This window comes from Amedibacillus sp. YH-ame10, from assembly GCF_053848885.1.
Map to the genome: position 1 here is coordinate 1 of NZ_JBSPFA010000003.1, position 14,777 is coordinate 14,777.

The 14,777-nt window shown below is 34.9% G+C and carries 15 protein-coding genes; 11 read left to right on the forward strand and 4 right to left on the reverse strand.

Features of this window, described 5'->3' with window-relative positions; translation table 11 throughout:
- Positions 1–105 precede the first annotated feature (105 nt).
- Positions 106–492: a Fur family transcriptional regulator gene (locus tag ACWG42_RS01685; RefSeq protein WP_455789764.1), complete on the reverse strand. Its 387-nt coding sequence runs from the start codon at positions 490–492 to the stop codon at positions 106–108.
- Between the two features lie 104 nt (positions 493–596).
- Positions 597–2,090: a catalase gene (locus ACWG42_RS01690; protein ID WP_455789765.1), complete on the reverse strand. Its 1,494-nt coding sequence runs from the start codon at positions 2,088–2,090 to the stop codon at positions 597–599.
- A 162-nt stretch (positions 2,091–2,252) separates the two neighbouring features.
- On the opposite strand from ACWG42_RS01690, the gene ACWG42_RS01695 reads away from it, so the two are divergent.
- From ACWG42_RS01695 to gpmI, 4 genes are all read left to right on the forward strand, one after another.
- Positions 2,253–2,861 carry a TetR/AcrR family transcriptional regulator gene (locus ACWG42_RS01695; RefSeq protein ID WP_455789766.1) on the forward strand — a complete coding sequence of 203 codons (609 nt, stop codon included), beginning with the start codon at positions 2,253–2,255 and terminating at the stop codon, positions 2,859–2,861.
- Positions 2,862–2,987: 126 nt separating this feature from the next.
- A complete protein-coding gene (locus ACWG42_RS01700) occupies positions 2,988–3,464 on the forward strand; it encodes a hypothetical protein (RefSeq protein ID WP_455789767.1) in 477 nt (158 codons plus the stop codon).
- A 2-nt stretch (positions 3,465–3,466) separates the two neighbouring features.
- A complete protein-coding gene (locus ACWG42_RS01705) occupies positions 3,467–3,688 on the forward strand; it encodes a hypothetical protein (RefSeq protein ID WP_455789768.1) in 222 nt (73 codons plus the stop codon).
- A 127-nt stretch (positions 3,689–3,815) separates the two neighbouring features.
- Positions 3,816–5,390, forward strand: a complete 1,575-nt coding sequence (gene gpmI / locus ACWG42_RS01710) for a 2,3-bisphosphoglycerate-independent phosphoglycerate mutase (protein ID WP_455789769.1) — start codon at positions 3,816–3,818, stop codon at positions 5,388–5,390.
- A gap of 43 nt (positions 5,391–5,433) precedes the next feature.
- On the opposite strand, the gene ACWG42_RS01715 is transcribed toward gpmI, so the two are convergent.
- Both ACWG42_RS01715 and ACWG42_RS01720 read right to left on the reverse strand, forming a co-directional pair.
- Positions 5,434–5,724, reverse strand: a complete 291-nt coding sequence (locus tag ACWG42_RS01715; protein ID WP_455789770.1) for a Dabb family protein — start codon at positions 5,722–5,724, stop codon at positions 5,434–5,436.
- A 106-nt stretch (positions 5,725–5,830) separates the two neighbouring features.
- Positions 5,831–8,227 carry a PRD domain-containing protein gene (locus tag ACWG42_RS01720; RefSeq protein WP_455789771.1) on the reverse strand — a complete coding sequence of 799 codons (2,397 nt, stop codon included), beginning with the start codon at positions 8,225–8,227 and terminating at the stop codon, positions 5,831–5,833.
- Positions 8,228–8,578: 351 nt separating this feature from the next.
- Between ACWG42_RS01720 and ACWG42_RS01725 the strand changes: the two genes are divergently transcribed.
- The 7 genes from ACWG42_RS01725 to ACWG42_RS01755 are packed head-to-tail and all read left to right on the forward strand — an operon-like array spanning position 8,579 to position 14,768.
- A complete protein-coding gene (locus ACWG42_RS01725) occupies positions 8,579–9,622 on the forward strand; it encodes a zinc-dependent alcohol dehydrogenase (protein ID WP_455789772.1) in 1,044 nt (347 codons plus the stop codon).
- A gap of 39 nt (positions 9,623–9,661) precedes the next feature.
- Positions 9,662–10,492 carry a class II fructose-bisphosphate aldolase gene (locus ACWG42_RS01730; protein ID WP_455789773.1) on the forward strand — a complete coding sequence of 277 codons (831 nt, stop codon included), beginning with the start codon at positions 9,662–9,664 and terminating at the stop codon, positions 10,490–10,492.
- Positions 10,492–11,331 (forward strand): HAD family hydrolase, encoded by an 840-nt coding sequence (locus ACWG42_RS01735; RefSeq protein WP_455789774.1) that lies wholly within the window; start codon positions 10,492–10,494, stop codon positions 11,329–11,331. Before ACWG42_RS01730 ends, ACWG42_RS01735 begins: the two co-directional genes overlap by 1 nt.
- A 5-nt stretch (positions 11,332–11,336) precedes the next feature.
- The gene (locus tag ACWG42_RS01740) at positions 11,337–12,128 is read left to right on the forward strand and encodes an HpcH/HpaI aldolase family protein (protein WP_455789775.1); all 792 of its coding nucleotides are present in this window, start codon (positions 11,337–11,339) and stop codon (positions 12,126–12,128) included.
- A gap of 1 nt (position 12,129) precedes the next feature.
- On the forward strand, positions 12,130–13,059 hold the full coding sequence (locus ACWG42_RS01745; RefSeq protein WP_455789776.1) for a phosphoglycerate dehydrogenase: 930 nt from the start codon (positions 12,130–12,132) through the stop codon (positions 13,057–13,059).
- A 5-nt stretch (positions 13,060–13,064) separates the two neighbouring features.
- Positions 13,065–14,048 carry an NAD(P)-dependent oxidoreductase gene (locus tag ACWG42_RS01750; protein ID WP_455789777.1) on the forward strand — a complete coding sequence of 328 codons (984 nt, stop codon included), beginning with the start codon at positions 13,065–13,067 and terminating at the stop codon, positions 14,046–14,048.
- 12 nt (positions 14,049–14,060) lie between these two features.
- Positions 14,061–14,768: an RraA family protein gene (locus ACWG42_RS01755; RefSeq protein ID WP_455789778.1), complete on the forward strand. Its 708-nt coding sequence runs from the start codon at positions 14,061–14,063 to the stop codon at positions 14,766–14,768.
- Positions 14,769–14,777 lie beyond the last annotated feature (9 nt).

The following is a 14,777-nucleotide window of genomic DNA, read 5'->3' on the forward strand; positions in this document are numbered from 1 at the left end:
AAGCAAGTTCTTTTTTAGCGAAAACAGAAGAGTCTTTAATCAAAAAAATCACCTATAGATAGTATACTATATCTACAGGCGAAATTTAATCTTTCGGAATGTCCTTCAGGACATCTTTTTTATTGATTTGCACTCTTTGCATATTCCGCGAAAAATCATGTCCTTACTAAGGATGACACCCTGGGTTGTTTCTTCCACTTCTTTATTTATATTTTTTAGTGTGTCTAAAGAAAAGTTTTGAATAGTTCCACAGGTTTCGCATATAAAATGATAGTGTTCATAATCAATTAAATCATAACGTACACCTTGTTTTTCAACACTGATTTCACGAAGATGATTCATTTTTACCAAGCTTTTTAAATTGCGATATACAGTTGCGATACCAACCTTATCATCTAATGTTTTTAGATAAGTATAGATTTCTTCTGCTGTAGGATGCGCATTTGGATGGTTTATAAAATATTCGTAAATGAGTTGTCCACGTTTTGTCATAGTTGTACATTCCTCTCTTTATTAGTTGTAATCGTATCATATTTCATGATTTGAATCAATTCTACAAAGAGAGGAAATGCACATGTTTTTACTCAGTTTTGGGCTTAAACTAGATCTTTGCCTTCATTTTCTAAATAAGATTTGTAATCGTCCATAGAAATTCCAAGGGCATTACGAACACCCTCTCCATAGGCTTCATCGCACTTGTAGCAATGCATTACATGGCGAAGTTTAATATGTAGTGGGGCATCTCCCATTGCACGTCCAGTATTGCCAAATAATACTTCTTTTTGATCATCTTTCATAATATGGAATAAAGCTGCTGCTTGTGAGAAGTAATCACTATCATCTTCAGCGAAATCATATTCATACGCATGTCCAACAACCTCAAATGCTGGTTCTTTTACATTGTGATCATCTTCCCATTCTCCATAAGAGTTTGGTGAGTATCCTGTTGTTGCGCCATAGTTTCCATCCACTCGCATAGCACCATCACGATGGAATGAGTGAACAGGGCACTTAGGAGCGTTTACAGGTATAGAGTTATGATTAACTCCTAAACGATAGCGTTGAGCATCTCCATAAGCAAACAATCTTCCTTGTAACATACGATCTGGCGACAATGAAATACCTGGAACTAAATGAGAAGGTGAGAATGCGGCTTGTTCAACATCAGCAAAATAGTTTTCTGGATTACGATTTAATTCTAATACACCAACTTCAATCAATGGGAAGTCTTTCTGTGACCATGTCTTTGTTAAATCAAATGGGTTGAAAGGCATTTTCTCAGCAGTTTCTTCGCTCATTAATTGTACAGCCATTGTCCATTTTGGAAAATCTTTGCGTTCAATCGCATCAAATAAATCACGTTGATGACTTTCACGATCTTTTCCAACCAATTCTTCTGCTTCCATATCTGTAAGGTTCTTAATTCCTTGTTGAGTTTTAAAGTGAAATTTACACCAAATACGTTTATTATCTTGATCTAGGAAGCTATACGCATGACTTCCAAATCCATGCATATGACGATAGCTCGCTGGAATACCACGATCACTCATAGTGATGGTGATTTGATGAAATGCTTCTGGTAAGCATGTCCAAAAATCCCAATTATTTTTAGCACTACGCATATTTGTTTTTGGATCACGTTTTACGGCATGGTTTAAGTCTGGGAAATTTTTAGGATCTCGTAAAAAGAATACAGGTGTATTATTACCAACTAAATCCCAATTTCCTTCTTCTGTATAAAACTTCATTGCGAAACCACGAATATCACGTTCTGCATCTGCAGCTCCACGTTCTCCAGCAACCGTAGAGAAACGAACAAAGACAGGAGTTTTCTTGCCAACTTCTTGGAATAGTTTTGCTCTTGTATATTTTGTGATTTCTGTGTTTGTTACTGTAAAATCTCCAAATGCACCACTACCTTTTGCATGCATTCTTCTTTCTGGAATTACTTCACGATCAAAGTGCGCTAGTTTTTCCATGAACCAATGATCTTGTAACATCATAGGACCACGTTTACCAGCTGTTTGTGAGTTCATGTTGTCGCCAACTGGGGCTCCAACTTCATTCGTTAGCTTTTTGTTATCTTTCATTTAATTTCCTCCGTATGATAATGATTATCATTTTCAATTCAATCTTACGCCTTTCTAGATGCTTATGCAAGTAAAATGATAAAAGGTACTAATATATGCACAACAAAAAGAAGAAGCGTGATATAATGTGAAAAGCTAAATTCAAAAAAGGAAGTGTGTGTTATGCCATTAAAATCTTACTCAAAAGAACAACGGGAAGAGTTAAAAATTCAATTGTTAGAGAATGCTTTAAGTTTGTATTCTAAACATGGAATTAAAAATGTACGCTTGATGGATATTTTAAAAACAGTAGGAATATCGAAGCCTTTCTTCTATACATTTTACGATAGTGTACAAGATTTTGTAATTCAAGTGATTGATTTTCAATGGAGTAAAATTGATGTAATTGTGGAAACATTGATGAATTCAAAAGAATATACTCCAGAGGAAAAAATGAGAAAGTTGCTTTATCAGGTATTGAATTATAAAGATCATGGACTCTTGGTTATGACACAAGAAGAAGAGGTTTGGGTTCGAGAACGTATTCGTGATGAAGAGTATATAACATTTATGGAATCGCAAATTAATTTCTTTGAGAAATTATTAGTAATGTGTGAAGTAGCTCAAGAAAAAATAAATGTAAAAGCATTTGGAAATATGATTATCACGACAATATTAATACATAATTCCGCTAAAAAATCGTTGCCATTTATATATTTAGATGTGCTTGATGAAACTGCAGACTTACAAATTGAAAGCTTACTTACATATTTGAATACATTGAAAGGGTAATCACGAACGTTGTGATTGCTTTTTTTGTTGAAGTAAATTATGAGTTATGATACTATATATTTGAAATAATTACTTTTGTTGTGTGAAAAGTAATTATTATATAACGAAAGAGAAAGGATGTACACTATGGGATTATTTGGTATAGGAAAAAAGAAGGAATGGGATTTAGAAAAAAGTAATGAGAACAAAAAAAGGATGCATACTTTGTTTCATCAAGTCGTAGAAGACGCAGATACATATGAAATTTTATATGCATATACATCTGATGTGAAAACATCGAATTATGTAATTGCGCGAAAGACTACGTATTTATATGGTAGCTTGATTTTAGGTTATCGTTCGAGCGATATGAGTATTGTATTGGTTGATACATCTCCAGAATTAGATGGATGTGGTGAACCAAGGATTTATAAAAGAAACGATTTGAAAAAAGTAAAAATTGTACAAGGACAATTCACATTGTACAATCAAGGTGGCATTATGGCTGGTTATACACAATTTTGTGTTGCGAACAATTACGATGAAGATTATTTTGCGTATGTTGAACAAACTGAGGAAGCCGCAAAATTTGATGAATTTTGGCCAATTTATATGAAGGGGTAAATATGGATATCGTTTTATACTTCATAGTAGGTATTGTGATTTCCTTCATAGGTATACATTTATGGGTGTGGATAGTCGATACTTTTTTCAAAGGATTAAAGATGTTAATACCTTGGCGAAAGAAAAAAACACAAGCATGGCACACATTAAATGAAGAAGGCACAAAAGAAGTAACAAAAGACACAAGAATCAAAGATGATCACATCTATGAAAATATAGAATAGTAGAAAAGGGATGATAAAATCTCTTTTTTCTTTTGAAATACTGTTTTATCGCGTATTTTGAACAAAACAGTTTCTAAAAATCTTAATTAGTGTTATATTTATAAGGTAAAATCAGGAGGTAACCTTTATGAGTAAAAGACCAGTAGTATTAGTAGTAATGGACGGAGTTGGACTTAGCGATTCACAGTTTGGAAACGCTGTGAAAGCTGCATATACACCTACATTAGACAACTTGTGGAACAATCATCCACACACAGAAATCAAAGCACATGGATTGGCTGTAGGGCTTCCTAGTGATGAAGACATGGGGAATAGTGAAGTAGGACACAATGCATTAGGTTGTGGACAAATTTACTCACAAGGAGCTATGTTAGTAAATGAAAATATTGAATCTGGAGAATTGTTTAAAAACGATACTTGGACAGGTTTAGTAAAAAATTGTGAAGGTGGAAAAATGCATTTCATGGGATTGTTATCTGATGGAAATGTTCACTCTCATATTAACCATTTAAAAGCATTGGTAAAAAATGCAAAAGAAGATGGAGTAAAAGAAGTTCGTCTTCATATCTTATTAGATGGACGTGATGTACCAGAAACAAGCGCATTGATTTATGTAGAAGATATTGAAAACTACATGGCAGAATTAAACGATGATAACTTCCACGCATGTATCGCAAGTGGTGGTGGTCGTATGAATATTACGATGGACCGTTATGAAGCAAACTGGTCTATGGTTGAAAAAGGATGGCACATCCATGTATTAGGTGAAGGTAGAATGTTTGCTAGTGCAAAAGAAGCTATCGAAACTTACCGTAATGAAACTGGAGTTGTAGATCAAGATCTTCCAGGTTTCGTTATCGAAAAAGATGGAAAAGCAGTGGGAACAATCGAAGATGGAGATAGCGTTGTGCTATTCAACTTTAGAGGGGACCGTGCACAGGAAATTTCTTTGGCATTTGATCATGCGGACTTTGATAAGTTTGATCGTGTTCGTACACCAAAGGTTATGTATGCAGGTATGCTTCAATATGATGCAGACTTAAACATTCCAAATAACTTCTTAACTTATCCACCAAAAATCAAACACACATTAACTGAAGAATTGTGTAAATATGGAATTCGTGAGTATGCAATTAGTGAAACTCAAAAATTTGGTCACGTGACATATTTCTGGAATGGAAACCGTTCTGAAAAATTTGATGACAAATTAGAAGACTATGTAGAAATCAAGTCTGATGTAATTCCATTCGAACAACGTCCTTGGATGAAATCTGCAGAAATTACAGATGTATTAATGGCTGCGATCGAATCAGGAAACTATGACTTCATTCGTACAAACTATCCAAATGGAGATATGGTTGGACACACTGGGAACTATGAAGCAACAATCATCGGTGTAGAATCTGTAGACTTACAATTGGCTCGCGTTAAGAAAGCTGTTGATGCAGTAAATGGTATTATGATTGTTACTGCAGACCATGGTAACGCAGATGAAATGTATGAAAAACAGAAAAAAGAAGATTCACCTATTAGAGCAAAAACTTCTCATACATTAAATAAAGTTCCATTTATTATTTATGGTGCTGATGTAACATTGAAACAAGAAGATGAGTTAGGACTATCTAATGTGGCTGCTACAGTAGCTGATTTATTAGAAGTTGCGCCTAATGAAAATTGGAACGCAAGCATTATTAAAAAATAGTAATATAAAAGCATGTTCTTAGAGAGAGCATGCTTTTTGTATATTAAAATTCGTAATCTACAGTTGCGGAACCGCTTCTAACTTCATGGATGTATGGTTTCACTACATCTGCGTGATATGGGTTGCTTTGGTAACGTTCTAGATCAGCTGGGCTATCTACTGTAAGTTCCAACACGATATCATAAGAACGATCGGAGTGTAAGTAATCAATTCCTACTTGTAAATCCCTAACAAAATCAATACGTTCCTTCATTGTTAGAAATAATGCTTTTACCTTTTCACAAGCTTCAGGACTGTTGTCTTTCATTTTTACAAATAAAACATGCTTTACCATTTGTTATTTCCTTTCCGTACATAGGTACATTTTAAATCTTTTTATATGATACATGGATAATTATCTTTATGCAAGCATACACACAAATTACACTCTTAATAGTGTGTTAGTTAGTGTGTTTCGCTTCTTCAATTGTTTGGAATTCTAAGTAGTTATAAAAGATTTGTGATAGTACTGCGATTTCTTCATCCGCTATGGAGAGGGTCAAGAAGTCTCGTACTTGATGTAATCGATTTTTAATACATGTAAATAAATAGTCATAGGTTTCTAGATATTGATCTAAAAGGTGAAAATGAATTTTTTGTTTTGTAGTGCATCGCTCTAACATACAGTTTCCATGAAATAAGAAAGAGATGATTAAATCGTTCGTTACAGAAATATTTAAAGTTCCACAAACATCTACCAGAACTTGATACAACGATTCATTTGATTTCGCGGTATTGATATGTGGAAATGATTTTATAAACTTAGCTAAAATTGGACTATTAGAACGCTCTGATTTACTCATATACGTTGATTCTTTTAGAAATTGTTTATGTTCTCGTTTATTGTTAATGACTTTTGTAAGCAGAATACCAAGATGCATCGTTTTTAAGTTTACCAATTCACTTGTATCATATAAGAGTGGTAAAGAGAGTGGGTATAAAGAGAATGCTGGAATATTTGTTTCTGCCACAATGGATTTATCCAAGGTAGTAAGAGGATCATAGTCACCAATCAATAATACACCTTTTCCTAAATCAATATAGTTCATCAGCTTATAAATTTTTTCATTGAATTCTTTTATATCGTGCTGTTGATAGTAGAGATTATAATCAAAGGAGAAGAAAGAACGATTTTGAATTACCCTATTTAAATGTTGGGCATAGTTCTCCGCAAGTCGTTCTCCATGCGCAATAATCAGTGTTGTAATACTATCATAGCGAATCGATTTCAATGCATAGTAAATATAATTTCTGATATAGCTCGCATATACATCTAGCATGTGTATTTGGAATTTATTCTCAATAATTGCGATGATATTATTGGAGACCTCCATGGATTGTGTGCTTTCTTTATAGCTTAAATCGTCCAATGAAAAATTATAAGCGAAAGTATTGTCCAGCATGTTCTGGATTTTTTTATACAACAAACTCATCAATTGCTTGTCATATTTCATCTTTGTTTTCGCAAATACAGGAGTCAATACCTGGTACAGTCTTGAATGCATTTCAATACTGGAAGAATCCAATAATTTTGTACGTGCATTTTCAACGTCTTCACTTGCTTTTTCAGTGATGGTAGAAAGCTTAGGAGTAATAAACATCGTACTTGCTAACTGTGTATTTCGTAGTGTTTTCAATGGTTCACATTCTTTTCCTGGATAAAAATCAATGATTTCGGGAATGAGTTGTGATAAGGATGTCTGTACTTGTTCATAGAAAGAAACATCCGACGAACTATTATTTTTCATGATGTTTTTTGATACATTTTCATGCGTTAAAATAATAGGATCATGACCACTTAAAGATGCTGAATATAAGTTATTAGAGATGGAGTAAATAATCTCATTCCTTAATTGAAATAAATTGTATGTATATTCTGCACATATAAAGGATGCAATCGCATTGCTTGTAACTTTTATTTGGAAGTTGATGTTATCTGCTTCTTCTTGAATAAAGGTCAAGACAAGTTCAATCATTTCCTTGGCAGTACGTTCGCGTATGTTTGGGTATTGTACAAAGTAAGGCGTCAATTGCGAGAAGTACGCAAAATTATCGACACTCTTATCGACAAGAAACATAAGAATCGGCATCTGCCGGTTTTCATTTCTAAACATATGAAAGATATCATTCCTTAATCGGTAGATATCATTTTCTGAGAACTTTGTGAAGATTTCAATCACAATAATAGATATACTTCGTAAACTAATTTGTTCTTTAAAACCCTCTAAGTTTTCACAAACACTACGATAATCTATGGTATAAATTTTACTTTTTTTTGGGAATCGTTTTGTTTTGATTCCTAAATCAAATAGTCTTGAACAAAAGTATTTTTTACCAACACCCTTTTCCCCTTGTATCGCAATCAATAAAGGATTGCTTTGATGAAAATAAATCGCTGGTGAAAGTTTCCCGATGAGGGAGGATAAAGATTCCTCAAATCCATTTCCAATGATATCAAGATCATTACGTAACACGGGTTCCTCACTAGGCGTGTTGAAAACAAATAGATTTTTCAGACTTTCGCGATTTGTGATTATCTGAGGGATATTATTGAAGTGAAACTGTCCACTTATAATTTCCTTCGATAAGTAAAGCGTAGGTCTACCTTCTACTTTAATAAGCAAAAATTCATTAAAAAGCTGATTCAGTATTCTGGATACATTTGATCGATCAAGCTTGTGATCTAAGGCAATGTCAAACGCATTACACTGATCAAAGTTGAACGTGTTGTTTAGAATGCCTTCGCTGGTATACTTGCGAACAGATTCTAAAATTAAATCTCTCCTCGTTTTTTCCATTTCCTTCGCCCCTTCTTAGAAATTATATACATTTTGGTGTCAAATCATGTGTTTTTTATGACACACTATGCAGATTTATTCTATCACAATTAGAATAAATGTACACTCTATGTTACACAATGAAGTAAAAATATAAAATTCTATAAAAATCTTGTAAAAACCCTCTTACATCGCGAACACGTGTGTGACACACAGGAACAGTTTTTGTCAATTTGACTATGAAACCGTTTTCTATATGATTATAAATGAACAGAACACGAATTACAACTGGAAAAATATGAATTAGTATCTCAACGGTAAGAACCGTTTCATAGGGATATAGCGTTTGTGAAATGAGAGGAGGAAAACGGAATGAAAAAAGCAAAGACGCTACTGATTAAAAACAAAGATGAATTGGAGTTTGTAGATTTACAGATGCCAGTACTAAATGACTACGAGGTATTGTTTAAAACAAAGTATTGTTCATTGTGCACAGTGGATCGAAGAACTTACAAAGGGACAAGGAATTATGGATATCCATTTCTAGGAGGACATGAATGTAGTGGTGTAGTAGAAGCAGTTGGAAAAGGTGTCGTAGAAATAAAACCTGGGGATCATGTGATTTTCACATCTGGATATTGTAACCAATGTGAACTCGACCGAAGTGGAAGAGGAACACAGTGTAAAAACAAAAAGCAAATGCCTAAACGTGCAAATGTAGATGGAAATATATTAGGCGGAGGTTTAAGTGAATATCTAGCAATACCGGCATGGCAAGTGATCAAACTTCCTGAGGATGTTAATATGGAACATGCTGCATTAACAGAACCCCTTGCATGTTGTATTCACAGTATTGAAAAGGCCAGAATTGAATTAGGAGATACGGTTGTGATTATAGGTATGGGAATTATGGGTTATTTTCAATTGAAGCTTGCTCAAATGAAAGGCGCAAGAGTGATTGTGTCTGAAATGGATGAAGCGCGGAAAAGAAAAGCAATTGGACATGGAGCTGCTTATGTTTTAGATCCATCAAAAGAAAATGTTGTAGAACGTGTGAAAGAGTTAACCAATGGTTTAGGGGCCGAGGTAGTCATTAATACAATTCCTACAGCATCTGTTTGGGGAGATGCCATTGATATGTTAGCACCTTATGGGCGATTGATTGCCTATAGTTCACAAGATAGCAAAGATAAGATTGGAGTAGATTTTGGTCTTATCCATAGTAAGGAAATTGAATTGATTGGAACATTAAATCCAAATATTGATGATAATGAACGAGCAACACGTTTGATACGTTATCAAATGATTAATATGGATGAAGTAATTGATGAAACTTATACATTTGAAGACGGTATGAAGGCATTTGAAAAAGCATGTGAGCCTAATACATATCGTGTCATGATTCGTTACGACTAAATCAGAAAGGACGATGAAGAATCGCTTAGGGAAAAGAAAATGTTAGTTACACTTCAAGATGTTTTAACAAATGCAAAGAAAGAAGGTTATGCAGTACCAGCTACGAATATCGACAATGAACATAATCTTCGCGCTGCCATAGAGGCAGCAGAGGAGATGAAATCTCCTCTCATTTTAAACACAACGCCTATTGCCAATCCAGATATTGTAGCATTTGGACAAAGTGTGATAGCCATGGCTAGTAATGCAAGTGTTCCAGTTGTGTGGAACTTAGATCATGGAAAGACGTTTGAAGAATGCATGTTAGGATTACGTGCAGGATGTACGAGTATTATGATTGATCGATCACTTTGTGAATATGAAGACAATATTGCTCAGGTCAAAGAAATGGTACGTATCGCTCATGCACTTGGTGTAAATGTAGAGGCAGAATTAGGTCATGTTGGTTTTGGTGAACAATATGTAATTGATGGTTCACAAGCACTTACACAAGTAAAAGAAGCAAAAGAATTTGTAGAAAGAACAGGTGTAGATGCACTTGCAGTTGCGATTGGAACAGCACATGGAGTATACAAAGGAACTCCAAATATTCGTTTTGATTTACTACATGAACTCCGTGATGCATTAAATATTCCATTGGTGTTACATGGAGGAAGTGGTACAGGAGATGAAAACTTAGCACGTTGTGCACGAGAAGGTATCAACAAGATTAACTTGTCGAACGATTTAAAACGCGCTGCAATTGAGAATTTAACAAATCGCGATTTAAGTGGAAATGCTGTATATGATATGTATCCATTATTGGCTGAGGGTTTTAAAGATAAAATCATGCATTATATAGCATTGATAGGTTGTGCGGGGAAAAAATAATGGATATTAAGCAAATAAAATACGTCTTCGTTGATTTGGATGGAACTTTATTACAAGATGATAAAAAACTCCCTCCTACAGTGATCGAAACGATCAAAAGATTTCGTACGATGTATCATATCCCATTTGGTATTGCGACAGGTCGTGCGTTAAGTTCCTTGTTACCACTTCTTAAGGCAAAGGGTTTATTAGATTACATAGATGTTATCGTTGCAAATAACGGTGTAGATCTTTATATTCCAGCACAACAAAAGCTAGAAAGAAAGTATATGTTGGATAAGACGGTGATAGAAAAGGTCCTAAAAGCTTTTGAAGGAGAAGAAGATGTGAATGTTTGCTTTCATAATCCAGGTCTATTCTATGCACAAAAAGTAACAAAGCGGGTATCCAATATTTTAAAGATCAATCAAATCGATGTAGTATTTCATCCAAACTATTGTAGCGATTATACACAAACTCCAAGAGTCATGTTGCTCTTTGATCCAGCGAATAGGGAAAAAATCAATACGCTGATTGAGAAGGTTCATATTGTTGGAGTGCGTGGTATACAAAGTGAACCTGATATTTATGAGTATGTGGATGAACGTGTCTCTAAGGTTGTAGGAATCCAAGAGTATGTAGAATCTTTCCAAGATACACTAGATCAAGTCTTGGTTATAGGAGATTCCTATAATGATATCGAAATGCTTCAACATTGTGGCATTGGAGTCGCAATGAAAAATGCAGATGAACAGGTAAAACAGTATGCAGATATGATCAGTGAGTACACCAATAATGAAGATGGTGTTGCACATATCCTGTCATCTTGTTGGAATCTTGATACGAAAGAAAGAGGATAAATGAAATGAAAAACACAATTAGAGAAGCTTTAGACAACAAGGAATTTGTAATCGCAACACGAGTGAATGCAACTTGGCCACTAATCGAAGAAGTGGTAGGTTGTGCTGGCGCTTATGATTATGTTGAGTTTTTAGGGGAGTATGCTCCTTTTGATCAGTACGATATGGAAAATATGTGCCGAGCTGCAGAGTTGCATAATATTGGAATGATTATCAAAGCTGATTATTACAATCGCACGTATGTTTCTCAAAAGGCTATGGCAGCAGGTTTTCAAGGGATTTTATTTACTGACCATACCACTGCAGAGGAAGTAGAAGAAACGATTCGCTCTATTACTCCTGCAACTCCTCAATTAGGTGGGAAAATGGGATTTGTAAATCGTCGTTGGATTCGCAATGCAGATTTATCTTCTCAAATGGAATATGCTGCGGATGTAAACAAAACAGTCAAAGGTTTTATGATTGAAAAAGTCGCGGCTGTAGAAAACATTGATGCAATTTGTTCCGTACCTGGTGTAGATTTTATCCAGTTTGGAGGAGCAGATTTCTCAATGAACTGTGGTGTAGATCGTAAAAATCAAGAAGCATATGTAAAAGAAGTAGAAAAGAAAGTGATTGAAACTGCAATCAAACATGGTGTAAGTGTTCGTGTAGAAATAAAGACTGCAAAAGAAGCTGATTATTATTTAGCAATGGGTGTAAAACACTTTGCTTTAGGAACTGACTTGCGTATCTTAAAAGACTTCTATAAAAAAGAAGGGGAAGAACTTTTAGCCGCATGTACAGGAGGAAAATAATATGAAGGTACTAGTAACATCAAAATCTTTTGCTTCATGTAGTGATGAAGCGCTTCATATCTTAAAAGATAAAGGGTTTGAAATTATTCCCAATCCCAAAGGTAGATTATTAACAGAAGAAGAAATGATGGAATATATCCAAGGAGTTGACGCAGTCATTTTAGGCACAGATGTATTTAGTCAAAAGGTTATTGATTGTGCAGATAAATTAAAGATTGTATCTCGTTATGGTGTTGGCTTGGATAAAGTAGATTGTGAATATCTGAAAGAAAAAGGGATAGAGTTGAAGATTGCGGCAAATGCAAATACCAATTCTGTTGCGGATCATGCAGTTGGTTTGATGTTATCTGTTTGTCATAATATTACACGTTGTGATCGATATATTCATAATGGTGAATGGAAGAAACCAATGGGAAAAGATTTGTATCAAAGTACGGTTGGGATTCTTGGACTTGGTGCTATTGGTAAGAGTGTAGCTCGAAGAGTACATGGCTTTGATTGTAAAATATTAGCATTCGATAAATTTTACGATGATGCTTTTGTAGAGGAATATGGAATTCAAAAGGCAAGTATTGATGAAATATTCGAACAAGCAGATTTCATTACCTTACATATGCCTGCATTACCAGAATTTACACCACTTATCACAAAAGAGACCTTTGCTAAGATGAAGGATGATGCAGTATTAATCAATACTGCAAGAGCAAAACTTATTGATCAAGAAGCCTTATATGAAGCAATTGAAAAGAATCAGATTTATGGATTTGGTAGTGATGTACATTACCAAGAACCTAACATCGATGAAAAGTTAATGCAGAGTGAAAATGTAGTTGTTACTCCACATATCGCAGCTTCTTCTATTGGTTCTATAAATAATATGTCAAGAATTGCAGCACAAAACATAGTTGATTACTTTGAAGGGAAGGAATAAAAAGTATGAGTAAAATTGCCGTTGTAAATGTAAACAGTTTTGCGAAACGCTATCCAGAGCATGTTACAGAATTAGAAATGAAAATAGGAAAAGTAGATCGTTTTAAAGTGGATGAACACATCGATAGTATTGAGTTAGCAAATATGCTACAAGGATACCAATACATTATCTTGGGAACAACTCCTCCGATTACAGAAGAATTCTTTGAGCACCAAAAAGATGTACGCTTGATTACACGTCATGGAATTGGATATAATCACATCGATTTAGAGGCTGCACGTAATCATAATGTGTTTGTTTGTAAAGAACTTGGCATCATCGAACGTGATGCCGTTGCGGAACAAGCTGTGTGTTTATTAGGGACAGTTGCGAAACGCATTGATCAAGGAAATTGGATGGTACATAACAAAGAATGGTCTATACGAAGAGAACGTGTTATGGGATATCAAATGTCCAATAAGACGACAGGTATTATCGGGTATGGAAATATTGGAAGTCGCTTTGCAGAGATTATGAAGTTTGGTTTCCGTAATCGCATCCTTGCCTATGATCCTTTCTTAACACAGGAACAAGCAGATTCTTATAATATCGAAAAAGTATCTTTGGAAGAACTTCTAAAAGAATCTGATTTTATATCTATCCATGCAAATTATACAGAAGAGGCACATAATTTAATCAATGAACAAACCTTAAAACTCATGAAACCAGAAGCTATCTTAATCAACACAGCACGTGGGAAATTCATTGATGAGAATGCTTTGGCATGTGCACTACGTAAACGTCATTTAGCTGGATTTGGTGCTGATGTTATGGTAGAAGAACCAATGCTGGATGATCACCCATTGTTGGAATGTGAATATGCAGTATTTACACCACATGTTGGAGTATATAATGAAATTTGTCTTAGAAATATGGATTTAAAAGTTATGGATGATATCTATCTAGTAGAAGATGGACAACGTCCTTTGGAAATTGTGAACGGACTATAGGAGGAGAAAAAAATGAAAAAAGATGAACGATTAGAGGAACTTAAGAAATTTGATACACCATCCATTACCAATGTAGTGGCAACCTATCCTGAAAAGGATTACTGTTTAGGATTATATCACCCTTGGCGTGGGCAATGGTATACCGATGAAAAAGCAAAAGTTATGTATCCAGAGCTTGGCAGAACCGTAGGATATGCAGTAACATGTACTTATGGAATGCCAGACCCTAACTTTGAATGTTTAAAATTTGCAGATGTATTGCGTGCAGTTGCGGAAATGGATAAACCCGTTGTTCTTGTGTTAAAACAGGATTTTCCAGAAGAAGTGAAATGTCGCAATGGTTTATTAGGTGGAAATACGATGACAGCTTTACGCTCTGTTGGAGTGGTGGGTGTTATTAGCGATGGACCATCTCGTGATGTGGATGAAATTCGTCCTTTAGGAATGCAATATATGTTGAGCGGAGTTACTGCAGGTCATGGAAAATGGGCAGTGCAATCTGTAAATACAGGTGTTGAAGTATTTGGAATGCAGGTAACACCTGGAGAAATTATTCATATGGATGAAAATGGTGCAGTGAAATTTCCTGCGAAGCATATTGATGATGTAATTGAAAAATGTAATCATTTAGCTGAGTTTGAAGAGAAGAGACAACGTCTTATGCGCGAGAGTGATGATGTTGAGGAAATCATTCGTATCATGAGTGGAATTTACGACTAGGAGGTTGTT